The organism is Nonomuraea coxensis DSM 45129 (assembly GCF_019397265.1).
Lineage (GTDB): Bacteria > Actinomycetota > Actinomycetes > Streptosporangiales > Streptosporangiaceae > Nonomuraea > Nonomuraea coxensis.
The window spans coordinates 8480460-8506665 of record NZ_CP068985.1 but is presented as its reverse complement, the minus strand read 5'-3'; the positions used below and the strand labels follow the sequence as shown (position 1 = coordinate 8506665).

The following is a 26206-nucleotide window of genomic DNA, read 5'->3' as shown; positions in this document are numbered from 1 at the left end:
GGGCCCTATGGCGGCGCGGAGCCCAGGTCGGCGATCAGCTCGGGGAGGACGAGTTCCTCCTCCACCCGTACGCCGCGTCGTGCCATCGCCGAGGCCAGTTCCGGATCCCACGGTGACGGGCACGGGCGGCCGGTGAGCGGCGCAGCCGAAGGCACCGCCGCGTAGGAGGCGGCATCGAAGCGCCATGGCGCGAAGCCCACACGCTCGTGAACGGCGGCGGCGATGGCGAGCCCGCCCCAGTCGAAGTCCCCGTGGTAGGCGAACTTTGCGCCGCCACGGGCCAGGAGCTCCAGGAGCCGCCACACCGCGGCCGAGGGCCTGCCGCCGCCGCAGACCAGGGGTGGGCAGGCGGGCCCGAGCTCGTCGGCGGCCGCGGCGACCACCACGGGGTTCTCACAGATCCTGACCAGGCCGGCTGGGATCGGCCGCTCGTGGCGGCGGAGCTGGCGCAGGGTCAGCACGCACGGTTCGCCGGCCGCCTTGGCGGCGCTGAGCATGCGCCCGGTGGGGGTGCGGCCGTCGCCCGACAGGCCCAGGCAGAGCACGAGGGAGGACAGGTCGTCGAGGTGGACGCCGACCGCGGCCCACGCCGCCCGGCGGGCGTCCGCGCCGCCCTCGCCCGCGTACGGCAGCCCGGCCAGCGCGCGGGCGGCGGACAGGGCCAGGGTCGCCAGCGGCCGTCCCTCGTCCAGGGCATGCGCGTCGCCGCAGGTTTCGGCTGCGAGCCGGCCCAGGGGCAGGCCCGGTGAGGGTAGCCGGGCCAGAACGGCGGCCAGCCGGTCGAGCGACGTTCGCGCCTCGTCGGCCGTGGCAGTGAGCCTTCGCACCACCCCGGTGCTCTCCAGCCAGGAGCGCCATCCGGCCAGCTCGGAACGGTCGGCGACGAGGGCGTCGAGCCGCGCGAAGGCACGCTTCCAGGCCGCCGCCTGCGCCGCGTTCTCACCGGCCAGGTCGCGGATCGGGCCCCGCAGTCGTACGACGGCCTCGCGCAGCCCGCCGTCGGTCACGCCGCTGTCGCGCAGCATCCGGTCCACGTCGTCCAGGGACACCGACAGGGACGCGCCCGCTCCCGCCCGGCGGCCGAGCAGCACCTCGATCGCGCGGCGCTGGCCGGGGGTCGCGGTCGCCAGCGTCACCGTGCCGGTGGGCGGCCGGCCCTGTTCCAGGCGACGGTGTACCCGGTCGACCAGCCAGGCGGTCTCCTCGCCGCCCAGCAGCCGCCGCAGCCGTTCCTCTGCCCCGCTCATTCGAACAGGCCGTGCTGCCGGGTGGCGGCCGGGGCGGCAGGCGCGGGCACCGCGACGGCCGGGCGCTCGGCTCGCCGCCGCTCGCGCCCGTCCCACCGCCAGGGCGTGACCAGCACCGCGTCGATGCCGTCGCGCCGCGAGAGCTGGCAGATCGCCAGCCCGGGCACCTGCGGGTAACAACCCCACTCGCGCTCGCTGGTCATCACCACGTCCATGTCGAAGGTGGCCAGCAGGCCCAGGCACTTGGCCCGTGAGTCGTCGTCCACCCCGGCGAACGCCTCGTCCAGGGCGACCAGCCGGGGCGCGTACGGGTTGCCCGCCGACTTGTAGTGGGCCGAGGCCGCGGCGAACAGCGGCACCGAAGCGGCCAGCACCCGCTCGCCGCCGGAGGCGGGACCGGTCGCGGCCCGCCACTGCCCGTCCTGCTGCCGCTGGATCGCGAACTCGTGCCAGGCCCGGTAGTCCAGAGCCTTGGTCAGCGCCTCGGTCCAGCCCGCGGCCGGGTTGTCGGCGTGCTCGCGGGCGATCCGCTCCTGCAGGAACGCGCCCACCGTGGACCGGTCGGCGACGGACCAGGCGTCCACGGTCTGCCGGAGTTTGTCCCTGACCCGGTCCAGCCCTTCCGGGGCGTTCCTGCCCGTCTTCCAGAGCAGGCGCAGGCGCATGCCGGTGGACGTGGGGCGGGACTCCAGCTCGGAGTTCATCTCCCGGACCTCGGACTCGGCCGCGGCGATCAGCTCGTGCAGCGTTCCGGCGACCTCGTTGAGCAGGTGGTTCTCCAGGATCTCGCGTTCCTTGGCCGACAACAGCCTGGCCCGGTGCCCGGTCTCCTCCGCCAGCGCTGCGGCCAGCCCGGGAACGTCCCTGCTGCGTCCCTGGAAGACCACGTCCACGATCATCACTCCGTCGTGCAGGGTCAGCCCGACGGAGTGTCCGTGCCTGGCCATGGCGTCGGACAGGAGTTTGTGCTCCTCGGCCACCTTCTTCTGGACCCGGTCCCAAGGGCTGTCGCCGTCGTCGACGGCGTCCAGTTCGGCATTGACCGTGCGGGCCAGGAGCACGGCGGGCGTGGCGGCCCACTCGCCCTCGGCGTCGGGTACGTCCAGGTCGGCGAGCGCGACGTTCAACAGGCCCGTGGCGGCGAACGCCCGGAACTCGCCCACGGCGGCCTCGCGTGTCCCGGACGCCTCCTGGATCTGCTCGCGCAGGTTGCCGAGCTCGCCCTCGGCCTTGCCGCGTTCCTGCAGGGCGCCCTGCTCGCGGCGGCGGGCGGCCCGCTCGGTGCTCTCGCGCTCGCGCAGTTCCTGCTCCACCTGGTTGAGCCGCCGGAACAGCTCGTCGACGGCGGCACCGGCGGTCTCGGCCAGCGCCCGGTACGTCTCGGCGGCGGCGTCGGCCTCGGCCCGCGCCGTCGCCGCCAGCTCGGCGGCGGCCTCAAGCTGCTGCCGGGTACGGCCGAGATCCTCCTCGGCCTCCGCGACAGCCTCCTGCGCGTGCCGGAACGCCTGCGCCGCGGGCCACAGCCGGGCCAGCGCCAGCCGGTAGTCGGCGACCGCGGCCTTGACCTCGCCCAGCGCGGCAGGCTCGGCGGGCAGGCCGACGTCGGCGGCGAACTCCCCGGCCCGATCGGCCGCGGCCCGCACGTCGTCCTGCCGCTCCCGCAGCACCTGGGCCGCGGCGGCGTGGTCGGCGTCCAGGTGGCGGCGCCGTTCGTGTTCGGCGGCGAGCTTGACGTACGCCTCGCGCAGCGGCAGATCCGGCGGCAGCGCGCGATGTTCGGCGGCGAGCCTGTCCCGCCGCGCGCCGAGCGCGGCGAGATCGGCGCGCAGGCCGTCGATCCGCCGCTTGACCTGGTCCAGCTCGGCGCACAGGGCCGCCAGCCGGGCGCGCCGGGCAGCCTCTCTGGCGCCCTCGCCGATGTGATGGGCCTCGTCCTTGCGCCAAGATCCGGCCAGCACGCCGTTGGCCCACCGGCCGTCCACGGCCACCCATGCCCCGTCGCCGGCTCCGAGCCCGATGCCTTCAAGGACGGTCTGGACGGCGGCGTCGGACAGCGCCGCGGCCTGGGGATCGGCGCGGTCCACGGCGGGACGCAGCACGGCCGAGCAGGACGGTCCGGCCGAGGGCGTGGCGGCCACGATGACGCTGTCGTCCGCGGCGAGCAGCGTCCCGTCCGGCTGTACCCAGGAGTCCAGGATGCCCGCGGCCTCCAGTGCGGCCTCCAGCCCGGCCCGATGATCGGCGGGCACCTCGTCGGCGAAGTCGACCACCTTCCACAGCGGGGCGCCGGGACGGCCGAGGCGGGCGGCGAGGTCGCGGGTGTGCGGGGCTGGGGGCGCGTCGTGCTCGCCGGCCTCCAGCCGCGCGATCTCCTCCGCCAGGCTCGTAGCGGTCTGCCCGGCCGCGCGCAGTTCGGCGTCCAGCTCGGCTCCCAACCGGCCCAGGGCGTCGGTGGCCGCCCTGCTCGCCTCGTCCACGGCGGCCGCGGCCGGGTTGGGGCCCTCGGCCGAGACTGCCCAGGTCTCCAGCGCGGCTAGCACGTCGTCGGGGTCGTCCAGCCGCAACTCGCTCAGCTCGGCCAGGTAGAGGGTGTAGTCCTGGATCAGCGCGGCGCCCGCCGTGCCCGCCGCCCGCTCCGCGTCGCCGATCCGCTGGGCGGCGGCCTGCTGCTCCCCGGTCAGCCGGTCCACCTCGGAGCGTGCCGCCGTCAGCCGGGTTCGGGCCGTGTCCACGGCGCCGATCAGCCGTTCCAGCTCGCCGATCGCCCGCTCCTGGCGTTCGGCGAGGGCCTCGGCCGCGCGCCGCGGCTGCTCGGGCCGCTCCGGGAGGTCCTGCCAGTTCGTGACGGCGAGATGATCGCGCTCGCACCGTGCCGCGCGGGCGGCCGTGACGGCCGCCCGCCTGGTCTCGTCGAGGTCGCGGCCCGCCGCGCCGGCCTTGCCACGGGCGGCCTCGGCCCGCTGCCCGCGGCGCCGGGTCTCCCCGGCAAGGCGCTCGCGTTCCCGCTCGTAGCGCTGCGCGTCATCGGCCCGCCGCCGGGCCTCCTCGCCGGTCTGCTTGAGCCGTTCGGCGTCACGCATCTCGGGGCTCTGCTGCAGCGCCTCCCTGCGGGCCTCCAGCAGATTGCGCCGCTTCTCCAGCTCCTCCAGCAGGTCTTGGGCGGCGGCCAGCTCCGCCTCAGCCGCCGCGTGGCGGCCCTCGGCCTCGCTCAGGTTACGCCCCAGGTGCTCGTAGCGGCTGTGCGCCACACGCAGGACGGCGGCCTTGCGCTTGGCCGCGATCGCCGCGTACCTGCGGTAATGGACGAGGAAGTCGCCCGCGGCCCTGTGCGCCTCCTGCAGCCCGCGCAGCGCGTCGCGCTCCTCGTCCAGGCCGCGGAACGCGTCGGCGACCGTGGCGATCAGCGCGGGGCTGAGCGGCGGCAGCGCCTCGGTGAGGGCGCGCGAAAGCAGCTTCTCGTCCGGCTTCTTCGACAACTGCGGCTGGCGCAACTGGATGAGGAGGTTCACCAGCGCCTCGTACCGGTGCTCGCCGAGCCCGAACAGCGCCTCGTCCACGGCCCTGCGATAGTCGGAGGCCCGGTCGTAGACCATGCCGTGGCCCTCGACGGCCTCGCGCAGCTTCTCCCTGGTGAGCACCACTCCGGTGGGAGAGAGCAGGTGGAGCTCCGCGCCGACGCGCCGCGGGGTGAGGAAGAACCAGTGCCGGACGATGCCGCGGTCCTTGACCGCCTTCAACCCGCAGCCGATCGTCCGGAACTCCTCGGTGCCGTCGGCACCCCGGCGGCCGAACTCCATCCACGTGTAGCCCAGCCGCTCGGGATGCGGGTGCCTGCCGCCCAGCAGCAGGTTCCACTCCATCCGCTTCTGCCGGTCGCCGTCGGGCTCGACCCGGTGCGGAGCGAGCTCGCCGTCGAGCAGGAACGGCAGCGTCAGGGCCAGCACCTTGGACTTGCCGGTGCCGTTGTTGCCGCGCAGCAGGAGCCGGCCGTCGTGGAAGTGGAACTCCTCCACGTCGTAGTAGAAGAGGTCCACGAGTCCGGCACGCAGCGGCTTCCAGCGCTCGGAGGTCGGGGAAGGCAGCATCACTGTCCTTTGATGACGGGTTCGTCCAGTGCGTAACGGGCGATGGCGGGAAGTCCCATGGCCGCCCCCTCCTCCAGGCGGACCAGCCGCAGCGCGGTGAGCTTGGCCAGCGCCGTCGACAGCAACCCGTCCTCGGCGCCCGGCTCGGTCACGCCCCTGCGCCAGAAGGAGGCGTGCGCGCGGGCGGCCTCCCGGACGAACCCCCTCAGCTCCTCCAGCGGCACCTCCCCGCGGGTGGCCAGGTGCTCGGCGACCAGCAGCGTCACATGCCCGTCGGTACGCTGCTCGGGCATGCGAACGTCGGTCAGCTCGTCGTCGGGGTCCACCATCGCGATGCCCTCCGCGCGTACTTCGGCCACCAGCCCGGTCGCCTCCTCGATCCGACGGACGACGGCGTGCCGCTGCGAGGCCAGGTAGGCCCGCTCGGCCTCGTCCAGGTCGGCGTAGTAGATCACCGGATCCTCCAGCAGCTTGCGGGTCAGCCCGCGCCGCAGCGCCTGGTTACGCAGGTCGTCGGTGTCGGCGACCGGCTCCGCGATCAGCTCGGCCAGCCGTTCCTCGAACGAGTCCGCGGTGATCGTGGAGGGCCCCCGCGTGCCGGTGAGCAGCGCGGCCAGCACCGGCCTGCGCACGTCGTACAGCACGTCGCCGGTGGCGCTCAGGTACGCCTCCTCGTCGCCCGCGACCCTGCGCAGCACGCCCCAGTCGAGCAGCATGCGCACCACCGCCACCAGGTCGGCCCGCTCGGCCCGGCTGTCCAGGGTGAAGACGAAGTCCAGCTCCGGCTCGGCCGCGGCCGCCAGCACCTCCTCGGCCAGCCGGCCCAGCGTGGTCTGCGCGTCGGCCCGCTCCAGCATGGCCAGTGCCAGGCAGAGCAGTACGTAGCGGCGCCGGCCGTACGGTTCTCCCGCCTTGCCCCGCGCCGGGTGCGTCCCGTCGCGAGGGTCGGAGGCGGTCTTGAACAGCCGGGCCGCCCCCGCGTCCACCAGCAGCCGCCAGCCGGTCTCGCGCGTCAGCCAGCTACGCAACTCGGTCAGATGGCGGCGGACCAGCACCAGCGCCTCGGCGTCGCGCTCGGCCGTCAGCAGGGGCCTGGCCAGCAGCGCGCGCAGCGCCGCCCGCCGCTGAGCCCGCTCCTCCTCCGGGGTCACGGCGCCACCGCCATCAGATCGACGATCTCCACCACGTGCTCCGGCCCGGTGAGCACGCCGTCCTCGGTGCGGATCTCCACCTCGCCACCGTCGGGGACGAGAGCCAGCCGGACTTCCATAGAGCCGTCAGCGGTCACCGTCTTCACCTCTGTCTCCCCGGGGCGCCGGGCCGCCAGCGCGTCCCCCAGCAGCCCTAGGAACAGCCGGAACGCCCGCGGATCGAGCACGTCCAGCTCCGAGAGCAGCATCGGGCCTTCGGTGCGCAGCGCCGCACGGGCCGCGGCCGTCTCGGCCGCCTCCCGCTCGGCCTGCTCCAGCAGCAGCCTCCGGGCCTGGCTGCGGTCGGCCACGCGGTTGGGCTTGCCGCGCCGCTCATAGGATCCGGTACGCCGGAGCTGCGGCGAGATCTTGATCGGCGGCGCCTCCTGCCACGAGGTCCCGGCCGTCACCTCCCGCCACTCCTCCAAGGTCGCCGCCGTGACCGTCAGGTGCCGCGCGGAGGCCAGCCCGAACGCCGCCCGCCACAGCCGGTGTGTCGCTTCCTCGTCGGGAGCCTCGGCGAACCAGCGGGCCAGGGCCCGGAAGTCGGCCGACCGATCCGACCGTCCGGACCGCCGCTCGTTGAGCAGCCCGACCGCGTCGATGAGCTGCTTGATCGCCGTGATCGCCGCCTGGCGCAGCAGCCGCGCCTGCGACGGCCGCTCCACTCCGGCGGAGATGAACCAGTCCCGCAGGCCGCGCCAGCGGTTCAGCCACGACTCGAACGCGCGCCTCTCAGCCCTCCCGTACGCCTCCGCCGCGTCCTCCCCGTCGGGCACCGCGTCAGCCGCCTCCCGGCGCGCGGCCAGCCGCAGCAGACCCTCATGCCCGCACCCCTCCAGCTCCGACAGCAGCCTGGCGATGCGCGCCCCGGAGTTGGCCAGGTCGGCGATGAAGCGGTTGATGTACTCGATCAACCGTTCCTTGTAGGCGACGAACCCCTCCACGTCGCCGTCGGAGAAGTCGATCGCGCGACGCAGCGAGGCCATGAACGCCTGGGCGTTGTCGGCCAGCGATGAGAACCGCTCGGTCAGCGAGAGCAGCAGCAGGTGGACCCTGGCCGGGTCGGGATCCGCATCCCGCGCCAGGACCGCCAGCGACTGCAGATGCTCGGCGATGTCGCCCAGCGCCACCGACTGCAGCGCTCCGCGCTGCCCGATCGCCTCCTCGTAGAACGCGATCGCCTGCTCGGCCGCCTGCCCCGCCGGGGTGAGTTGGAACAGGAACCGCTTGCGGTGGAAGTCCTCCACGGACGTGACCCTGCCGGTGTCGGCGTCAGCCCGCAGGTTTCCCCACTCCCGCAGCTTGTCCAGCGCCTGCGAGAGCGCGTCGTCGTTGTCCCTCCGCAACTCGGCGGCCACGTCCTCGGGCCGCAGGTGCACGATGAAACGTTCCTTCGCGCGTGCGAAGGCGCGCAGGACCTCCCGGTACAGGGCCGCGTTGGGAGCGCTCAGGTGTGCGAACGGCTGGTGCTCCTGAGACGGGGACGTCATATCGACAAGTCTCCATGTTCGTCAGGGGTGCTGCGTCCAACTCCCTCGTAAGGACCCATGGCTTGCAACAGAACGTCTCCGTGTTGTGACGTACAGGTATATCTCAGATGCCCGGCAGCGGCGCGATCAACGAGGGACGAAATTCGTTCATTCGGCGAGTGTAACTATTTGTAGCCATTCGGATAGGTCTTGTCATTCCGCTGGAATGGCAAGACGTGACTAGCGGCCAGGTCGCAATCCGGCGGACGTCAGCTTCGACAGCGGAGCCGCCATGCGCGGGCATCGCCGACAGGTGGCGGATCCACTGCCTAACTGGACACCGCGCGGCGGCGCACGACCAACACGTGCAGGGAGGATCACCGCCACCCGCAGATCAGGGCGAGGATCACCGGCGCGGTGCGCCAGCCGTAGCGGGCGTCGAGCAGGACGCTGAGGCACAGCGCCTCCTTCGAACCGGATGGATGAGGTTTCCAGCAGGCGCGGGTGCGAAGCGGAGCTTCGTTACCCGTGATCGGGTTCTGATGTGTTTGGCCAGGCCGCGCTGGCGGGCGAGTTCGAGGGCGGGTTGGAGCAGGGTGTTGCGCTGGTTGGCGTAGTCGATGCAGCGGCCTCCGCTTCTCTGGAAGAGGGGCTGGTTGGGGCGCTTACCGTCCGCGTGGCGTGCCAGAAGCATGGCCAGTTGGTGGCAGATGGGCACCTCGCGCTGCTTCTTGCCTTTCGGATAGGGCCTGAGCTGCCATCGCTTGCGGCCGGTCGTCTCGTTCAGCAGGTAGGCGTAGGTCTGGGTAACGTGGATCAGGCCGCCGACCGGATCCAGGCCGGAGACATGAAGTCCGGCGATCTCGCCCCAGCGCAGGCCGGTGACCGTTTCGGTTAGGACGAACAAGGCGGTCTGGGGGTCGAGGTCGTGGACCACCCGGAGGTAGACGCCCAGCTCGGGCCCGTACAAGATGGGCCGCGCGGTCACGGCGCCGGGCGGCAGGCGAAGGCCCTCGCAGGGGAGAGGAGGCCTGCAGCGGTGGTTCACCGCCCTCGCCCTGTTGCGTGGCGGCTCGGAAGACCGGCTTGATCGCGCCTCGGTAGATCCGTTCCACGGCGGCCGGCGAGAGCGTCCTCGGGCTTGGTGGTGCGGGTTTGGGTGAGCCTGCCTCCCGCCACTGCCGCAGCACGCCGGGCGGTACGCGTCCCGTCTTCTTGACCGTGATGTCGCGGCCCTGTGCCCATCGGCGTGCCGCCTGCTCATCCGAAAGGGGCCGGCTCGGCTGGTGTTCGTTGCGCGCGGATGGTTTTGTGAGCATCCATTCCACCCATTCCCGCAGCACACGACGAGTGAGCCGATCCAGTGGCAGGTGCCCGAAGAACGGAAAGACGTGCCGCTCCGCCTCGGCCAGATAGTCCAGGCGCTGGGTGGGGGACGGCGCCGAGCCGGGTGGCGTAGTTGTGGCGGGCGTACTGCTCGAAGGTCGGCATGTCCGCATCGAGGATGCCGTCGAAGTGCGGGTCCCTGATGCCATGAGAGTGCGTTCCGCGAGCTGATGTCCCTTTCGTCGCTGGGAGTGGGATAGGTCGGCTGGCCGGAGGCTCGCTGCTCGGGCTATGAGCGCGGCCGGGTGAACAATCCCGGCTCGGTCTCGATGAGGATGCCGCGGCCGGCCAGGCGTTTGAGCTTGGTGCGGACGTTCTGGATGGCGTTCTGCGTCAGCGGCAGGTTTATCGCCATAGCCAGGTCACGGGCGCGCAGAGAACCGCCGACCTCACCGAAGACGGTGAGAATCTGCCGGTAGGCGGGATGATCGGGGACAGCCGGCGGCGCCCCGGCCGGCTCGGCCGGGGCGGGATCCTCCTCGGCGAGGGAGATGAGTGTCTTGCGGCTGATCCGCAGGTGCTCGACCTGCTCGCTGAGTTCGCCCAGACGCGCGGTCAGAGTGTCGATCTCCGCCTGGGTCTGCTCGGCCTGGCCGGTCAGGATCCGCTCGCGGGTGTCGATCTTGTCCAGGAGCCAGGTGCCGGGGTCGAAGTCGGGCCGTCGAGCGTCGGGCCGGTCATGCCCACCGCCATGACGGGGCGGGGCCGTGGGCGGCGATCTCTGCCGCCGACAGGTGGACGCGGCTGGTGACCACGATGACGACCTGCTTGCTGCGGGGCTGGCCTGCCAGGTCGGCCACATCACGGCGGATGACCGCCAGGCGGGCGGCATACGGCAGGCCGATGCCATCGCCGGTGATGTCGGTGGCCCAGGTGGTCCACCGGTTGATCCGCCCGTGTCCCCGTTCGGTGCTCACGTGAGCGGGGTCTTCGGCGATCAGTTCGCATCCCAGCGCCAGGGCGGCGGCATACAGGGATGACCGGTTGCCCTTGATCGTCAGCAGATAATCGGCGTGATGCTTTTCGACCAGGTCGCGGGCGGTGGTGGCGCAGGTGTGCGCCGCGTCGGCGGTGACCAGCGCTCCGGCGATGTCGATGCCGGCCAGCAGGGAGCAGATCTGAGTGGTCTCGGTGGTGCCCTCGGGGACGGTGATCTGCCCGAGTACCACGGCGTCCCGGCCGTCCCCGCGGTGTGCCATCGCCGAGAACAGCACCAGTCGCCCGTCGGAGTTCCAACTGCCGTGAAGGTCCTTGCCGTCCAGCGCGATCGCCCACCCTTGCTCATCGCAGGACGCGTGCGCACGCAGCCATGCGCCTACTGCGGCGTCGAGTTCGCCCGCGTCCACGCTGATCAGCACGCGTCGCAGGGTGGCCGCGCTGGGGGCGAGGTACGGGCCGAGTCGATGCCGGCGCGCGCCCAGCAGGCCGAGCAGGGTCTGCGGCAGGTCAGCGGCCGTCGAACCCAGTTCCCGATAGTTGGCGGCGCCGGCCAGCGTCGTCACCACGGCGACTCCCAGCACGGCCCCCAGCGGATGCCGGATCCCGCGTGGGTCACATGGATCGGTGATGCCTGCCAGCATCTCCAGCAGTGATCCAACATCGGTACGGGCGTGAGAAACTGACACCGATGGCCTTCTTGTAGGTGATGTGGAAGCGTGAGAACTCCCATGATCACAGACAGAAGGTCATCTTTGTTTCGGCGTCACGCTACGTAACGGCGACCGATTCGGACACAAGGGAACGATCGCCCCAGATGGGCGACATTGAAATCACCCTGGTGGGCCGGCCAGGGAATGCGTGCCAAGCTGACGTGGCGGACTGCAATCACTGTCAGCAGGGCGATCAGGAACGGGATGACTCGCACCGGTCTGATCACCCAACCAGCCCCATCGTGACACTTTGACCTTTCAGCCTCTGTACAGCCAGGGAGCGAGCAACCCCTCAAGTTCGCCATCTGTCATGTTGCCCCCTTGTCCAAATCCGTGCCACCCCAAGGCCCGCTGCATGACGTAGACCGGAATCCCAAAGGCTTCGTTGAGAACCGCTGTGGCCGCGACCGGCCCGAACCTTTCGCCAAGGAGTTCTTGAACATAGTGCATGAGCGCGGTGGCGCTCATGCCGTTCGCCTTGGCATTGACAACTGACACGACCGCATCGTTGCGCCAGTCCGACATACTATGACCATCTTTCTCGAAAATCCTGCGGATGGACAGCGGGCAACTCGAGAGCGCGGTCTTCGAGTCGCCCGCTGGTTAGACGTGAGCCATTATCTCACACAACCCAGACCTACCGGAAAATCACGCCCACGTTCGTGTATTCTCCGTGATTTCCGCGCAGCTCTACGAATTCGACGCTGCGCGTAAATCCATGGCGTCCCGCCATCTTTCCAGTGAATGTCGCACGTGCGGCGTCATCAAGAGACATGCCCGACCGGATCGCCGCGTTGAACGAGTCCAGATTATCCCTGAGTTTGTCGCCGTTCTGCCAATAGGCCTTGACTCCCTTAACATCACCCCCGAAATACTTCATGGCGTTTCCGAACATCTCACTGCCGCGAGGGGTGTCATCCGCCTTTTCTACAGCCATCGTCACGATGCCGTTCTCGTCCAGATCGGCAATGATGCCCCGTCCGCTCGGATAGATCTCGTTATATGTCTTGATCGGAAAGGGGAAGTCTCCAGGCCCCTTGATGTGCGCACCGTGCGGACTCGGAAAGAAGAGAGATGGGTCGTTGCCGCTCCGGAATCCTCTCCAGTAACTGTCGGGATCCAGATCGCAGCCGCACTCCATTCCGTGGTTCTTTTTTCTATTGATGTACTCCTCACATAGACAGCGAGGCTCAGGATGTCGTCATGGGCCTCGTCTAGATGTGCCGAGCCTTGGGATACTTGTCCTCCAGCGCCTGCACCACATGCCGGCGCTGTGCGTCAACGGACTCGACGCCGGGCTGCTCGAACACCGCGCCACCCGGCATTACAGCCCGGCACCGCCAGCCTCACTCCCATAGGCGACCAGGCCGTGCAGGAACGCGCGCCAGCCCTCCGTCCTCCGACGACCACAGTCGGGTGTGCCCGTTAGCGTTCACCCCTGGTCGCGACCAGGGCGGGCAGCACCCGGCGGGCGTGCTCGGTGAACGCCGCTGATGTGATCGGCCAGGAGATCCCGTGATCGCGTACCGACTGGATCATCATCCGCCCGCCATCGGCCACCACGGCGCCGCTGGCCTGGCGTAATCGCAGCGTGAGGCGGGAGCCGGCGGGGATCTGCGGCACCTGCTCAGTGAACGTCTTCCGGGGGCAGGATGCCTGGTCGCAGCGCCAGCGCCGTTGACGCCAGCGCAGCGCACACCACCGGCCCGCCGCTGGCTGGTCTCGTGGACGGGTGGTTATCCCTTCCTTCAACCGGGCTGCGGCCGTCCCACATTCGGGGCAGCATCGGGCGCGTTCATCGGCGGTGGTCAGGTGCACCACCGGCCCGTCGTGTGCCTCATTACCTGCGGCGACGAGCTTCGTCACGGTTATCCCGCTCAGGCCGAGCAGCAGCGTCGTGTCGTTGACTATGCTCTGCTGTGATCATCTTGCTTCGACCACAAGACGAATCATCGAGAGCCGCGAGCCCTCTCAGGCCTTCTGGGCCAGGCGAGGCGTCAAATCTCGATCAACTTCGAAGAGTCGGCTAAGCTCGGCTCTGCGGCTGCCTATGCAGCTGGTTACCGATGGTCGCTCGCCTCCGTGCTCAGGATCGTGAAATCCCGGAACGGTCGGCGGAAATTCTCGAGGTACCATCCGAGGTCCACGAACTCGGGCGAGCGCTCGATGGTGCGATAATCCAGCAGGGGGATAAGCGAGACCGACCTCCTGTCCTCATGAAACATCACGTTCGCATAGAATTCTCCGCCAGGCAGCCTGACAGTCATTCCTGTCGTCTCTCCGGCTTCGTATGCGGCGCGCATGTCGAGTTTTGCCTGGGTTAGGCCGTCAAGCGGCAGTTCCTTCCAGTCGAAGTCGGTCATATACCAGAGAGAGTTTTCCTCGCGGACAAACTCCCAACCCGTCTTGGCAAGCCGTTCGAGGACTTCCTCGAAGTCCACATCGTGTTCGAACTGCAGGCTGATCATGATGTCGCGGCTCATTTTTCCCTTGCCAGAGTCGGTGAGAATCCCCCAACGGGCGATCCGGTTGCGGGCCGCCCGTCAGAAGATCATAATAGATTATCGGATGTCAGTCGGCACTGTACTTCATGGGCCCGGTTTGCGGCGGCGGTGTGGCGCGCGCCTCCTCTCGGAATGGAATCCCCTTCTTCGTCAGCCACTGCTTGATACTCTCCGGAATAGCCTTTTCGGAGATGATCTCGAATCTTGCATTGTTCTCCCTGGCGATCTTGACCGCCTCACCCATCTTGCCCTTGAAGGATTCCATCCTCTTGTGGTCCTTGAGAACCTGCTCCCAGAACGTGCCCGACTTAGCTTCGTACCAAGTCTCGACCTCGTCCACGAAGTGCTTTCCATCGAATTGCCGCTTGCCGACCTTAAAGGGGTCATCGAACTTACGCGGGGATAGCTCGGTTTCGGCTTGAGCGGGTGGTTGCGCAGCGTGATCGGAGGCGTTGATTGCTCGTGTTGCGGAAGCCGTACGCGCAGCGCGCTTCGAGCTTGATCACGCGATTGGTCCCTTCGCTCTTGGCATTGGTGATGCCCGTGCGGATGAACGCCTCGATCTCGGCCCACCAGGCGGCGATGCTCTGGGCCAAGGTGACCAGTTCGGGCAGGTAGGCGTGGTCGGCGCACCAGGCGAAAAAGGCGTGCAGGCGGTGGGCGATCCGCGAGCGGGCCGGGTTGGTCCGGGCCAGCGCGAGCAGGTGACGCAGTTTCTCCTTGGCGTGCCAGCCTGCCAGCAGATGCCTGCCGGCGGTGCCGATCCTGCCCACGTCGCGTTCCAGGACGGCACGCTGCTCGGCGGTCAACTCCTCGGCATTGGCGCGCAGCAGGCGGCGGTGGTCGTATTCGGGGTCGCCCTTGCGTCCACGGCGTCCGCGCATCTTCCAGGTCAGCCGCCGCCGCAGCTCAGCGAGCTTGGCGTTGGCCAGTTGCACCAGGTGGAAATGGTCCACCACGATGATCGCGTGTGGCAGCGCGGCGCGGATCGCCGAGCGAAACACCGCGCACATGTCGATCGCCACGTAGGAGACGGCGTTGCGCCATGCGGCGGGCCGGGCGTTCAACCAGGCCGTGACCGACGTCGCCACGCGGCCTTCGACCTGGCCGAGCAGCCCTTGCTCCCCGCACAGATCGGTGAAGCCGACATGCCATCGGTCGGCGATCAGCCGGTACTTGCCGGTGGCCGCATCCTGTTCCCAGCGGGGAGCGCCCCGCCGGATCTCATCGATCCCGATTGCCGAGGTCGGCAGCGGCTCGGCGGGCAGCACCTCGGTGGCATAGGCGCGCATCTCGCGCATCGCCACCGGCCAGGACAGCCGATGGTCACGCCCGGCCTGGGAGATGGTGCGCCCGCCGTCCACCACGCTGCGCCCGCAGGCCCGCCGCAACCTGGCGGTGGTCCGCATCCTCGCGCCGACCTGCGGAACCTGCTCGGTGAACGATCCGCGCCGACAGCGTTCCTCCCGGCACACCCAGCGGCGTTTGTGCCACAGCAGGCTGATCGTCTCACCGCCGGCGCACAGGTCGCGGGGCGAGGTGAGCACACGTTCCTTGACCCGGGTGGCGAACACCCCGCACGCCGGGCAGGCCCGTGCCGTCTCATCATCAGTGATCATGTGGACCACCCGATGGCCGTCATCGTCGCGTTCCACCCGCACCACCGCCACGCCTTCCAGGCCCAGCAGCAGTGTCGCATCCGAAGAAATCTCTATAGTGTTCTGCACGCCCGTGGTTTCTTGAAGATCGACTGCCTAGACAACAGTCATGATCCACAAGAGCCGCGGGCATCTTGCATCCGGGGTGATCTTCAGCCTTAGCCGTCACTCAACGTGACCAGAGAGCGGACTCCTGCCGCCCCTCCCCGATCAAACTCGAAGACCCCCTTAAAGCCGCCCTCATGGCCGAACTTATTCCAGAGGAATCGCTCGTACTCGTCTCCACTCTCTTGCGCGAGCTGGCCCTTGGACTTGGCCACTTCTCCATTGCCGGTACTACTGCTGCTGCTTCGGTTGGTGTTGTTGGATGAGCTGTCCGAACCTTCGCCGACTGCCGCCTGCACGATATGACGGATGTCATTGATAAGGCCTGAGGTGCCGACACCCGCAGTAGCGGCGCCCGCGGTGATCACGCCAGCCCCCGCTGCCACAGCAGGCGCTCCAACTATGCAACCCACACCGGTCAGGCATGCGGCGCCGCCACCGATGGCGCTACCGGCACCCCAAACCATGGCGGCCAGTCCGGCTGCAGTTTCCGCCCCGTGGGCGAGGATGGAGCCAGCGCTCCCGGGATCGGCGCCGAAGGCGGCGGCCCTACTCAGGTCATCCCAGAAGTCGTGCCCGTCGATCTCTATGTTGCTGATGGGATTGCCGCCGGCGAAGGCGTAGCGGTTGGCGGTCCAGGGGTCGAGGCTGAGGGCTAGGTCGTCGAGGGCGTCGTTGTAGGTGTCGAGGTTGAGGAAGCGGTTGAGGTTGGGGTTGTAGTCGCGGAACCCCATGTCGTACATGCCGGTGGAGTTGTCCCAGCGCTTGGCGTTGAAGCGGTAGGGGTTGTACTCCTCCTTGGCCGTCGGGTCGACGGGGTCGGGCTTGTCGACGCCGGTGAAGAGTTTGTCGTCGTTCTTGCCGTAGGCGGTGTAGCCGTAGGTGGCGCGGGTGTCGCCGGTCTCCTTGGTGATCTGCTCGACGTCGGTGTGCGGGTTGTAGCCGTAGTAGGAGGATTCTTCCGAGCTGTCGGTCTTGATCTTCACCTGCGATAGGCGCTCGCCCCAAGGTGCGTACTGGAAGGATTTGGTGAGTTTGCCGGCCACTTCCTCGTCCAGGACCTCGCCGGACAGGCCGAGATAGGAGTAGGTGGTGGTCTTTGCGGAGGTGGTGCCTTCCTTCTCCGTCTTGGATGTCGTCCTGTCCAGTGGGTCGTAGGTGTATGTATTCACCGTCGACGGCGCACCGTCAGCGCCGGCGCATGGCACTGATCATGCCGATGGCGCAGGAGACCCCGGCCTAAGGGCGTCGGAGGATCCGAGGCGAGTCGGCGTGCACTTGTGGCATGGTCCGCGCGAGAACGAACGGTTCGAGGCGCGCCGACGAGACTGACCCTGGGGAACCCTTCACGATGACTCACATGCACCTTGAGCTGCATGAGCGCAATGTCGGCGGCCTGAGGTTACGATGCACGACCCCTGCCCGGTGGATCACGACGAGCGCCGAACCCATGCTGACGGCGTTGGACCGGCCGCGACAACGCTGCCTGACATAGTCGACGACGATGATCCCAGCGGTGTCGCCCGCCGCCCCTCGTGTTGACGTGCTGTTCCTATGCATGGGGTGACCACGACCCTGGCCTCCAGGGGCTGGTCACTGCGAGACCCCCTTCGGCCGTCACGGTGACGCCAGGCGGTTGCAAGCTCTCGAGCAGCTCCCACACAGTTGACGTCATCCGGGACAGAGCCGCGGTCACATGTCGCCAGGCGAGACTGGTATCTGGAGCCGCTATTCGGACGGATTCTTCGCTCGCTCGATCCATGCTTTCATGATGTCGACGGCGAGCCAATGACCGCAGTCCTCCGCTTCGGCGAGAATGGTTTTCCCCCCGATGACCCTCAACGGATCCGCACCCCGCGCAAGAAGGTAGGCGGTGACGTTGACACGCAGGGGGTCGCGGGTTTGAACATGACTGTCCCACTCGATGTCGATTGCGTGCCGGAGCAACGTCCAGCCGCTCTCGCACCCCTGCTCATCCTCAACGTCATGACCGGAATCGAGTAGTTCGCGCAATCTCGGCAGATCTTCCAATTCCACGGCAACATGAGCTGGAGAGTCGGTCAATGGAAAGCTCCTCAAGTATATGCGCCCTGAATGAACAGAACAACGTTATTGTACACCCGTGCCACTCCATGGCCGACGGGATCAACGGGAGACCGAGAGGGCAAAGTGCCCTGCTTCTGCACGCGGTCACAGCAGAAGCAGGGCACATGGCCTCACGAAGTCATTGCGTCCTCACATTCACTCTGATGTTGGGGAAGCGTTTAATGAACTGAGCAAGCACTCCAGTGCATTCTGAACAGATCGCACGCTCAGAATAGATGGTGAGAGTGCCCTTGGAAGTCGGCTTAAGCGACTTGGCGAGCTTCTCGAGTATCTTCCACTCCGAGTCGGCGTCCTTCCACCCCCGGTCGAAGATCGGATCGGTCGGCATCTCCACTGAGCCCGGATACTGATGCTTCCCGCTGACACCGACGAGCTGCCCGCGCATATCGTCGATATCGTACTGTGCCACGGCGGCGTTCCGGCCTTTGCCTACCTGGTATTTGGCCTTGTATTCCGCCACGAAATCCTTGAGTGGGCAGCTCGTGTTGTGAACGAGTACGGCTGCGGCGCCGGCCGCCACATAGTACGTGTGGATGTTGGCGACCGTCATGTTGTGAACGGTCTGAACGGCGGTCCATCGCTTTACCGCCTGCACCTGCACGAACGTTCCCGCAGAGGTGCGGAGCCACATGCCGGACTTGAGCTCGTCGGCCATGACCCATTTTCGCAGCTCAGGCGCCCAGAATGGATGGTGATCGGTGGCGACCAGGGAGCTGCGCTCGTCGTCCTTGTCAGCTGCGCCGACGCTGATCTGGACGAGATGTTTATCGCCCTTGCTGGTCAGGACTGCGGTGACGGGCTCTGCTCTGGTTTCTCCGGTCTCAGGATCGGTTGCCAGTACCTTATCCCCGACTTTCACTTCCTCGATAGGCTTCTGGCTGCCGTCCGCCAGGAGGACTTGCGTGCCCGGCACGAAGCTGTCACAGGGAATTGACTTGGATTCGTGGGGGGTGTCTGGGGTGTGGGGCCTGTTCTTTAACCTGGCGTCGAGTGCAGTATCCAGACAGGCTTCAGCATCCCCCTCCTGTATGCAGGTGGTAGCCGTTTTGGCGTTGTTCAGCCAGCTCCACATGATCAGGATGTAGGTCTTCTCCCAGATGTTGAATCCCTGTCGACACTTCTCTCCCGAACAATCCAGATATACGGTCGGAGTATTAGCGTCCTCTCGTTTCTTGAAGTTCTTGAGCATTCGGTCATGCCCGTTGCGATTTTCCTTGTTCGCTGCCTTGATCTCTCTCTCAGTTCGCGGACAGTTGACGCCCGGCTGACAGTGACCAGGACGCGGCTCGTGCCCGTCGATCTCAATGCGTGAGATGGGGTTGCCGCCTGCGAAGGCGTAACGGTTGGCGGTCCAAGGGTCGAGGCTGAGGGCTAGGTCGTCGAGGGCGTCGTTGTAGGCGTCGAGGTTAAGGAAGCGGTTGAGGCCGGGGTTGTAGTCGCGGAACCCCATGTCATACATGCCAGTGGAGTTGTCCCAGCGCTTGGCGTTGAAGCGGTAGGGGTTGTACTCCTCCTTGGCGGTGGGGTCGACAGGGTCGGGCTTGTCGACGCCGGTGAAGAGTTTGTCGTCGTTCTTGCCGTAGGCGGTGTAGCCGTAGGTGGCGCGGGTGTCACCCGTGTCCGAGGTGATTTGCTCGACGTCAGTGTGCGGGTTGTAGCCGTAGTAGGAGGATTCATCCGAACTGTCGGCTTTCACCTTGACCTGGGACAGACGCTCGCCCCACGGGCTGTACTGGAAAGATCGGGTCAGCTTGCCGGCCACCTCCTCGTCCAGGACCTCGCCGGACAGGCCGAGGTAGGAGTAGGTGGTGGTCTTGGCGGAGGCGGTGCCTTCCTTCTCCGTCTTGGATGTCGTCCTGTCCAGTGGGTCGTAGGTGTATGTAGTCACCGTCGACGTCGCACCGTCAGCGCCGAGTTTTTCGTGTTTGGTGACGTGGTCGAAGCCGTCGTAGGTGTATTTCTCCCAGGTCTTGCCGCCGCCTTGGATGGTGCGCAGGCGGCCGTAAGGATCGTAGGTGTAAGTCATGGCGGCTCCGTCGGTGACGGAGGTCATCAGGCGGTTGCGGTCGTAGGTGAAGGTGGTCTTCTTGCCGAGGACTTCCTCTTCCCAGACGTTGCTGTTGGGGTCGTGGGAATAGGTCTCGGTCTCGACCGGGCCGCCGCCGGTCGGGGTCTTGACGGTCTTGGCGATGCGGTCGCGGGGGTCGTAGGTGTAGGCGTAGGTGTGGTCGAGGTAGGCGCCGGGGCTGTCGGCGTTCTGGATCTTGGCGTGGTCGCTGGCCCGCTGCAGGTTGCCCTGGTAGCCGATGGTGTGCTCGGCGACGATGGCGGCGTTGGGCTTCTTCTCCACCGAGTGGCGCAGGACGCCGGACAGGAAGTAGTCGTAGGTGACGGTGTTGTTGTTGGCCTTGGTCTCGGTGAGGCGTTCGGCGCGCGGGGTGTAGGTGTAGGTGGTGGTCTTGGGGGACGGGTCGGTGGCGGTCTTCTTGTTGACCACCTGGTTGACCAGGTCGCGTACGTCGTAGTCGTAGGTGGCGACCGTTTTGTCGTGGGTGCGGACGGTGACGGCGCTGTTCTCGTTGTAGTCGTAGGTGGTGGTGTTCTTCAGGGCGCCGTCGAGCTTTTCCTGGATCTTCTGGACCTGGTTGAGGTTGGTGTAGGCGATGTCCCACAGATCGATCTTGGCTGTGGGGGAGTTGTCGTCGATCCGGGTCAGGTTGGCGTTGGCGTCGTAGGTGTAGGCGAAGTCCTTCTTCTCGGTGTCGCTGGCGCCGCCGGTGTCGCGGACGAGTTTGACGGCGTCGGCGATCAGAATGCCGTTGGCGGCGTCGGTGAGGGTGATGCTGTGCGCGGTGCCGGCGGTGAAGGTGTAGGAGCCGAGTTCGACCCAGGTGCCGGTGTTCTTGGTCTGGTCGACGACCACGTCATCCGTGCCGCCGTCGTGGTTGATGGTGTATGTGGCGTTGGTGGCGGTGGCGCCGGAGGGGTACTGGACGGCGACCTTGTAGGTGCCGGCGGTGGGGGTGGTCAGGTTCCAGGTGAAGCTGCTCTGGCCGGTGCCGGCCGGGGCGGTGGCGTAGTCGTAGCCGACGAACCCGGTGGAGGCGGCGGCCTGCGGGCCGGCGATGTTGGAGGCGGGGGAGCCGCCTGAGGTCGGCGTCCAGGAGCCGGTGGCGACGACCTGGCCGGTGTCGGAGTTGTCGTTCATGACGACGTCGAGGCCGAGGGGGACGCCGTTGTCGGAGTGGGTCTTGAGTTTGCCGTCGGGGTAGTAGTCCCAGTCCAGCGCGCGCTGGGAGGAGCCGCCCGCGGAGGTGACGGTGCGGTTGGTCTGCAGGCCCAGCTTGTTGTAGTCGTAGGTGGTCTTGATGTCCCATGGGTCAGTGGTGGTCCGGGACCAGCCGTTGTCCCAGTAGGTCATCGTGGTGATGTTGCGGATGGTCTGCCCGTGGGAGGGCGGGGCGGAGATCTCCTTCAGCCGGGAGACCTCGTCATAGGCGTAGGTGACGCTGTCGGGCTTGTTGTAGACCGGGTCGTCCTTGTCGAAGGGGAAGATCTCCTCGACCGGGCGGTTGAGCTTGTCGTACTTGGTCTCGGCGACGAAGTCGATCTCGCCGCCGCGCTCGACGCCGCGTGGGGTGATGACCTTGGTGCGGTTGCCGACCTGGTCATAGCGGTACTGGGTGGTGACGTACTTGATGTCGCCGCCGGTCTCGGCGTGCGGGACCTTGGTCTCGATCACGGCGCCGCGCTTGTCGTACGTGGTGATCGTCTTGTTGTTCTCCTGGTCGGTCTGCCCGACCACGAGCCCGTCCAGGTCGTAGTCGACCGACGTCACGAAGCCGGCCGCGTCCGTGGACGTCTTGACCTGGTGGTTGAGGTCGTAGGTGTAGGTTGCGGTGAAGTCGGCAGCGTCGGCGGTGGCGTTCTTGCGCGGGTCGATGACCTTGGTGGTGTTGCCGACGTTGTCGTACTCGTAGGTGATCTTGTGCTGTCTAGCGTTGCGGACCTCGGTCAGCTGGTAGATCTCGTCGTAGACGTAGGTAGTAGTGAAGTCGGCCGCGGTCGCACCGGCCAGGTTGCCCTTCGGCTCGGTCTGGGTCTCGAGATTGCCGGCCCGGTCCCAGGTGAAGGTGGCCTTGCGGGCCGGGCCGTCCGCACTGTCCTTGGGCAGCAGCGATTCGGTGAGCTGGTCGGCCGCGTCGTAGGCAGCGGTGGCCACGGCGCCGTTGGGGGCAGTGGACTTGGTGACGTTGTCGTTGCGGTCATAGACCGGGGCCGGGGTGACGATGAAGTCGTTCTTGTCCTGGTCCTTGGGGACCTTCGACTCCAGCGGGCGCTTGAAGACGTCGTAGGTCTGGGTGGTCTTCTTGCCCAGCGCGTCGGTGACGGACAGCACGTTGCCGCGCACGTCGTAGATGGTGGTGGTGACGTTGTTGTAGGCGTCGGTGATGGCTTTGGGGTAGCCGGTCGGGTCGTAGTCGCCGAACGTGGTGGAGTTCTGGTTGGCGTCGGTCGACTTGGTCAACTGGCCGAGCGGGTCGTACTCGTAGGTCGTGGTGTAGTCGTCGGCTGTCGCCGTTTCGACGCCGAGCGGGTCGGTGACTGTTTTGAGGTTGCCGTTGGCGTCGTAGGTGAAGGCCCAGGTACGGCCTTCCGGGCTGGTCTTCGTTTTCAGGTCCGCGACGTAGTCGTTGAGACCGCGGTAGTAGTCCAGCGCCGTCGGGTCGGTGTTGGCCTCGGCGTCGGTGATGGTCAGGGGGTAGCCGGTCTTCGGGTCATACGTCCAGGTGGTGTGCGCCTGGTTGGCCTCGAACAGGTCGGTGACGTTGTGGTCAGGGTCCCACTCCAGGCGGGTGGTCTCCTGCTTGTCGTTGGTGATGAGGTGCGGGCGGCCATACGCGTCCAGCTCGTACTTCGTGGCGTGCTGGAGGGGGTCGGTGACCGTGGCGTTGATAACGCCGTTCTGCGAGCCGTCGGGGTCGACGTAGTCGAACCTGGTCACGCCGTCGAGCCGGTCGGTCAGGGCCTGGACCTTCCACAGGTCCTCGGAGTCTTCGGTGGCGTCGTAGTAGTCCAGCGTGGTGTCGTTGCCGCGCGGGTCGGTGACCTTGACGAGCTTGACGTTCTTGTTGCCCTGGGTGGCGTCGTAGCGGAAGCCGAACGTCTTGGCCTGTTCGTCACCGGCACCGTCGATCATGCGGGCCATCAGGCCCTTGTCGGTGTAGTTGAAGGTGACCTTGCGGCCGGCGATGTCGGTGATCGACTCGACGTTGTCGATGATGTGCGGGTTGGTCAGCTTGGTGTCGGCGACCGGCTGCCAGGTCGTGTCGTCGATGTAGGTGTAGTTCTGGCCCTTCTTGTAGTACGAAAGGCTCAGCGTCTTACGGCCGGTGGCGTCGGTGATGTACTGCAGGAACTTGGTGGGCTTGTTGTTGGAACGGCGCCGCTCGTAGGTGAACGACATGGTGTTGCCGTTCTTGTCCACGATCGCCGACTGGAAGCCCTCTTCGTCGAAGAAGAACTGGGTGCGGTCGGGCTTGGTGAACACCCACTGACGCAGCGGGTCGGTGCTGCGGCGGGTGGGATCGTCGGGGCGGGCGACCTGCTGCAGGTACAGGTGCACGCCGCGCGGGTTCTTGTACGCGCAGGTGGAGGGGTTGCAGGCGGAGGTGTCGGTGCCTTCGGGCAGCGTCCACACGTGTGTGGTGCCGTCGCCGTCGGTCAGCCGCACCTGGGAGGGCCACTCCTGGCCGGGCGGGTGGAACTGCACTTGCGAGCCCAGCTTGGCCAGCGTCGAGGTCTGCAGCGACCAGCCGTAGCCGAGCGAGGCCGTGGAGGTGTCGAGGCTGTTGTAGGTCATACGGGCGAAGGTCTGCGGCCCGCGGGAGGGGTTGGAGAAGGCGTTGTAGCCCCACACCACGTTGCCCGCGTACGGGTTGACCAGCGCGGTCGTTCCGGCGCCGGTGTTCTTGCCGGTGTAGGCGTAGAACTTCTCCAGGCCGAGCAGGTCGCTGGTAGGGGAGTCGATACGGATCTGCTGCGGCAGCTCCGGCAGGTGATGGGTGGCCGACTTCCAGTTGTTGGTGACGGTGTCCTGCACGTCCCACACCAGCACCGCGCCTTCGGCCAGGTTCGTACTGGTTGCGGCGGGGGCCTTGACGGTGGCATCAACCTTCACCGACTCGCCCGGCGCCAGGCTGACCGGGAGCTGGGCCTTGAGCTGGTTGTCGGCGGTGGAGATGTCACTGCCGTCGGGTAGCTGCCAGTGGTAGGACAACGCGGTCTTGGCGGCGTCCCAGGTTTCGGTGGTGGTGTTGGTCACCACCACCGGCAGTTCACGGCTTTCGCCCGCGGTCAGCCGCTCCGGCGTGCCGGGCACGTAGAACGCCGAGACTCCCGAGCTCTTCTCCGTGTACTCCACGCGCAGGCGGGGCCGCAGCACGCTTTCGTCGGCCTCGGTGGCCAGGAAGGATGCCGACTGCTTGGCCGTGCCGGCCTCGTTGGCGACCTTCACCAGCAGGCCCTTGTTGCTTGCCGCGTCACTCACCCAAGCCTTGGCGGCGTCGGTGACGGTCCATCGCCGCCAGCCTGGGGTGGCGGTGACGGCGGTGACCGTGCTGAGTGCGGTGGCGTCGAAGTCGCCGCCCGCCGTCGTCCACGGGCTGATCCACGTGGCGGATTCGTCGAAGGTCTTGGTCAGCTTGTGCGCGGTGAAGCTCGCTCCCGACCCGGTGGAGGTGGCCCCCCACAGGGACAGCGTGGTCTCGCTGATCTGCGCATCGGCGGGGATTTCGGCGGCGAAGTCGTCGAACGTCACCACCGCACGGGTGTTGGCTTGGGCGGTGGCGGTGTTGCCGACCTGCAGCCGCTTCTGGCCCAGCATCACATCGTGGCCCGTGGATGGCTCGCCGGAGGCCAGGGTGGTGTCCGCCGACCCGTACAGCGTTTTGGCGATCTTGCCGGGGCGCGGCAGGATCACCGTCATCTCCTGGGACGGCGAGCGCTGCCCGTTCTTCAGCACCGCGGTCACCCAGTAGGTGGCCTCGTGGATGTAGGACGGGTCGGCCACCGCTTCGGGGTCTCCGCCGCTGGAGGTGTCGGTGTAGGAGGTGACGTCGGTCGGCAGCGTGGTGACCAGCTCATCGCCCAGGCTGGAGGTGCCGTTGCCGAGCTGGCACCCGGACGGGCAGTGCCGGTACAGCTCGTACCCGGCCAGGTCATCGGCGTCGCTGCCGGGGGTGGGGTCTTGGTAGGCGGTCCAGGACAGGGACGCGCCGACCGAGGTGGCCGTGGTGACCGGCTTGAGTGTCACGCTGGGGGTGCCGTAGGTGACCACCAGCTTGGGATGGTTGACGGTCTCGCCGCTCATGCCGTCGCCGCCGTAGACGTCGGCGGCGGCCTCGTACACCGGCCCGCCGACCTTGCCGGTCGTGGCCTCGTCGGCAGCCTTGAGCATGAACCCGGGGGTGTCGCCCTCGCTGGTCATCCACTTGTTGACCACGCCGGTGACGTCGAAGGAGTGCCAGCGCGACAGCTCGCCCGGATTGCGAGTCACCGTCGCCGCTGCCGTAGCGGCGACGGCCGGTTGGTTGTTCCAGGTCACCAGCCACGAGTCCCAGTCGCCGGTGATCTCCCGCGCCTCCACCGTGACCGGCCCGGCCTCGCCCAGGGCCTGGTCGAAGTAGGTCTCCAACCTGGCCTGGTCGACCTGGGTGCCCAACGGCATCGGCAGATTGAAGTGCAGCAGCGCTCGGTTGATCGCGCCCGCGCTGGTCTTGCCCACCGGCAGGTTCCAGGCCTCATCGAAGTTGGTGGTCTTCTTGGCCGAGTCGATGTAGGTGTCGGTCGCCTCGGCGGCGTCCGGTTGGATGCGGATGGTCGGGTCGATCACCACCGGCCACTTGCGTTCCGGCGCCGCCAGCCAACCGGCATCCGGAGCCAAGGTGATCGTCGCCTCGGCGCCCTGCTGCTGGACGGTCTGGGTGACCGCGTCGCTGGAGCGCTTGCCGTACGGAGAGGCGGCGTCCGCCTCAGCGTCGATCATGAACGGCTTCGGGATCGTGAACGCCGGCGTTCCGTCCTGCCCGAGGAAGGCGATTGATCCGTCCGGCTGTGCCTGCGCCGTCAGGCCGCCGGTCTTGACGGTGAACGCGAACGACGTTCCCGCCGCCGGCGCCTGGGCATCTGGTCAATAATCACGCGGAGTGATGGGGGCCAACTTTCGAACACCCGCTCCCACCCGTTGCGAGAGGCCCTCCCGCTGCGGTGATCCACCGCAGGCGGACCGCGTTGCCGACTTACGGTCAACGTGACTGTGCGTAAACACTGCAGATCACCGAAGAACCCGACATGCAGCCGAAAATCTCCGACTCCCAGCAACCTCACAGCTAACCAACGGGCAGAACGAATTACCAGATCACAGCCATGCCCGACCCTCTTGACGCGCGCCTGCATCCCATGTGTAGATCAATTCGGTCTCATGCCGCTGAGAAAGGTCAGGTATGGCACCAACGTCGCCTCATCGACCGTGACGCCGAGCCACTTCCATCGCCGGCCCACCGCCACGATCCGTCCCCGGAAGCCTCACAACCGTCCTGACCCGCATCCCGTACCTGGTCGCCACTGTCTCCCCGGCCGAATTCCCCTCTGCGGGCGGACGCAGGTCCGAATGTTGACAGCCGCCTTGACAAGCACGGGCATCTCGTGGCTAGATCGAGCCGATTCTCAGAGATCGACAGAAGGGATCACGATGGCATCGACCGGACAGCACCTTCTCACGTGACAGCGCAGTCGCCTCCGCT

The 26206-nt window shown here is 67.4% G+C and carries 15 protein-coding genes and 2 pseudogenes; all 17 read right to left on the bottom strand.

The window, feature by feature from the left end; genetic code table 11:
* Window positions 1-5: 5 nt before the first annotated feature.
* The 17 genes and pseudogenes from Nocox_RS39820 to Nocox_RS43855 all read right to left on the bottom strand — a co-directional run bounded on the left by Nocox_RS39820 (window position 6) and on the right by Nocox_RS43855 (window position 25449).
* A complete protein-coding gene (locus Nocox_RS39820; RefSeq protein ID WP_020547381.1) occupies window positions 6-1247 on the bottom strand; it encodes a TIGR02679 family protein in 1242 nt (413 codons plus the stop codon).
* Window positions 1244-5332: a TIGR02680 family protein gene (locus tag Nocox_RS39815; protein ID WP_020547382.1), complete on the bottom strand. Its 4089-nt coding sequence runs from the start codon at window positions 5330-5332 to the stop codon at window positions 1244-1246. The genes Nocox_RS39820 and Nocox_RS39815 overlap by 4 nt, the downstream gene beginning before the upstream one ends.
* A complete protein-coding gene (locus Nocox_RS39810) occupies window positions 5332-6483 on the bottom strand; it encodes a TIGR02678 family protein (RefSeq protein ID WP_020547383.1) in 1152 nt (383 codons plus the stop codon). The genes Nocox_RS39815 and Nocox_RS39810 overlap by 1 nt, the downstream gene beginning before the upstream one ends.
* Window positions 6480-8015 (bottom strand): TIGR02677 family protein, encoded by a 1536-nt coding sequence (locus Nocox_RS39805; RefSeq protein ID WP_020547384.1) that lies wholly within the window; start codon window positions 8013-8015, stop codon window positions 6480-6482. Before Nocox_RS39805 ends, Nocox_RS39810 begins: the two co-directional genes overlap by 4 nt.
* Before the next feature lie 385 nt (window positions 8016-8400).
* The gene (locus tag Nocox_RS39800) at window positions 8401-8982 is read right to left on the bottom strand and encodes a site-specific integrase (RefSeq protein WP_157383482.1); all 582 of its coding nucleotides are present in this window, start codon (window positions 8980-8982) and stop codon (window positions 8401-8403) included.
* A gap of 1075 nt (window positions 8983-10057) precedes the next feature.
* Window positions 10058-10960 (bottom strand): ISAs1 family transposase, encoded by a 903-nt coding sequence (locus Nocox_RS39795; protein ID WP_020547387.1) that lies wholly within the window; start codon window positions 10958-10960, stop codon window positions 10058-10060.
* A 327-nt stretch (window positions 10961-11287) separates the two neighbouring features.
* Window positions 11288-11554 (bottom strand): hypothetical protein, encoded by a 267-nt coding sequence (locus Nocox_RS39790; RefSeq protein ID WP_020547388.1) that lies wholly within the window; start codon window positions 11552-11554, stop codon window positions 11288-11290.
* 112 nt (window positions 11555-11666) lie between these two features.
* On the bottom strand, window positions 11667-12170 hold the full coding sequence (locus Nocox_RS39785; protein ID WP_157383484.1) for a hypothetical protein: 504 nt from the start codon (window positions 12168-12170) through the stop codon (window positions 11667-11669).
* Window positions 12171-12196: 26 nt separating this feature from the next.
* Window positions 12197-12339 (bottom strand): annotated as a pseudogene (locus Nocox_RS44335) (IS256 family transposase); the annotation flags it as partial.
* Between the two features lie 115 nt (window positions 12340-12454).
* A complete protein-coding gene (locus tag Nocox_RS43495; protein WP_020547390.1) occupies window positions 12455-12652 on the bottom strand; it encodes a hypothetical protein in 198 nt (65 codons plus the stop codon).
* Window positions 12653-12745: 93 nt separating this feature from the next.
* Window positions 12746-12847, bottom strand: a pseudogene (locus tag Nocox_RS44330) (hypothetical protein); the annotation flags it as partial.
* Between the two features lie 242 nt (window positions 12848-13089).
* On the bottom strand, window positions 13090-13512 hold the full coding sequence (locus tag Nocox_RS39775; RefSeq protein WP_020547391.1) for a hypothetical protein: 423 nt from the start codon (window positions 13510-13512) through the stop codon (window positions 13090-13092).
* 88 nt (window positions 13513-13600) lie between these two features.
* Window positions 13601-13873, bottom strand: coding sequence for a hypothetical protein (locus Nocox_RS39770; protein ID WP_020547392.1), 273 nt, complete (start codon window positions 13871-13873; stop codon window positions 13601-13603).
* A gap of 52 nt (window positions 13874-13925) precedes the next feature.
* On the bottom strand, window positions 13926-15260 hold the full coding sequence (locus Nocox_RS39765) for an ISL3 family transposase (RefSeq protein WP_063711730.1): 1335 nt from the start codon (window positions 15258-15260) through the stop codon (window positions 13926-13928).
* An 89-nt stretch (window positions 15261-15349) separates the two neighbouring features.
* Window positions 15350-16468: an RHS repeat-associated core domain-containing protein gene (locus Nocox_RS39760; RefSeq protein ID WP_211212706.1), complete on the bottom strand. Its 1119-nt coding sequence runs from the start codon at window positions 16466-16468 to the stop codon at window positions 15350-15352.
* Window positions 16469-17024: 556 nt separating this feature from the next.
* Window positions 17025-17360: an ankyrin repeat domain-containing protein gene (locus tag Nocox_RS39755; RefSeq protein ID WP_026214560.1), complete on the bottom strand. Its 336-nt coding sequence runs from the start codon at window positions 17358-17360 to the stop codon at window positions 17025-17027.
* Window positions 17361-17520: 160 nt separating this feature from the next.
* Complete coding sequence (locus Nocox_RS43855) at window positions 17521-25449, bottom strand: DNRLRE domain-containing protein (protein ID WP_020544271.1); 7929 nt, start codon at window positions 25447-25449, stop codon at window positions 17521-17523.
* Window positions 25450-26206 lie beyond the last annotated feature (757 nt).

What these genes read in the sequence shown, in the direction of transcription:
- Nocox_RS39820 (WP_020547381.1), bottom strand. Translation starts at nt 1,247, where the DNA reads ATGAGCGGGGCAGAGGAACGGCTGCGGCGGCTGCTGGGCGGCGAGGAG.
- Nocox_RS39815 (WP_020547382.1), bottom strand. Translation starts at nt 5,332, where the DNA reads ATGCTGCCTTCCCCGACCTCCGAGCGCTGGAAGCCGCTGCGTGCCGGA.
- Nocox_RS39805 (WP_020547384.1), bottom strand. Translation starts at nt 8,015, where the DNA reads ATGACGTCCCCGTCTCAGGAGCACCAGCCGTTCGCACACCTGAGCGCT.
- Nocox_RS39795 (WP_020547387.1), bottom strand. Translation starts at nt 10,960, where the DNA reads ATGCTGGCAGGCATCACCGATCCATGTGACCCACGCGGGATCCGGCAT.
- Nocox_RS39790 (WP_020547388.1), bottom strand. Translation starts at nt 11,554, where the DNA reads ATGTCGGACTGGCGCAACGATGCGGTCGTGTCAGTTGTCAATGCCAAG.
- Nocox_RS39785 (WP_157383484.1), bottom strand. Translation starts at nt 12,170, where the DNA reads ATGGAGTGCGGCTGCGATCTGGATCCCGACAGTTACTGGAGAGGATTC.
- Nocox_RS39775 (WP_020547391.1), bottom strand. Translation starts at nt 13,512, where the DNA reads ATGAGCCGCGACATCATGATCAGCCTGCAGTTCGAACACGATGTGGAC.
- Nocox_RS43855 (WP_020544271.1), bottom strand. Translation starts at nt 25,449, where the DNA reads ATGATCGACGCTGAGGCGGACGCCGCCTCTCCGTACGGCAAGCGCTCC.